Consider the following 498-nt stretch of genomic DNA (forward strand, 5'->3'; position numbering starts at 1 on the left):
AGGGGTCCCGTCAGGAAAATGCGGATTTACAACGCTAAGCCTATTTTCCTGACGATTCCCCCATTTTTACAACGTTAAGAAAGTTTTAATGGTCTTAAAGAATCTAACGAGACCACTTTCTCCGAATTAAAATGATATTCTCCTAGTAGATTAATATGTTCCCAACCTAGAGGCGACATATGGTGTAATAATTCTTCATTAAAACTACCAGACTGTTTTTGATATTCAACTGCTTTAGTTAGATGTAAGGTATTCCAAATACTAATAGCATTGATGATTATGTTTAAAGCACTGGCTCTTTGCAATTGATGTTGTATAGTCCGTTCCCTAAGCTCACCTTGTTTTCCGAAGAAAATAGCTCTTGCTAATCCGTTCATGGCTTCTCCTTTATTTAATCCCCTTTGTATTTTTCTTCTTAATGATTCATCCGATATATAATTCAAAATAAAAATTGTTTTTTCTATTCGACCCATCTCACGTAAGGCTGTAGCCAAGCTG

General features: G+C 35.5%; 1 protein-coding gene. It reads right to left on the minus strand.

Annotation, left to right across the window (positions count from 1 at the left end; genetic code table 11):
* Window positions 1-74 precede the first annotated feature (74 nt).
* Window positions 75-498, minus strand: a 424-nt coding sequence (locus tag AWM68_RS13600; RefSeq protein WP_156488408.1) for a Tn3 family transposase, incomplete at its 5' end; no start/stop codon positions are given.

Origin of the sequence: Fictibacillus phosphorivorans (genome assembly GCF_001619875.1) — a bacterium.
Lineage (GTDB): Bacteria > Bacillota > Bacilli > Bacillales > Fictibacillaceae > Fictibacillus > Fictibacillus phosphorivorans_B.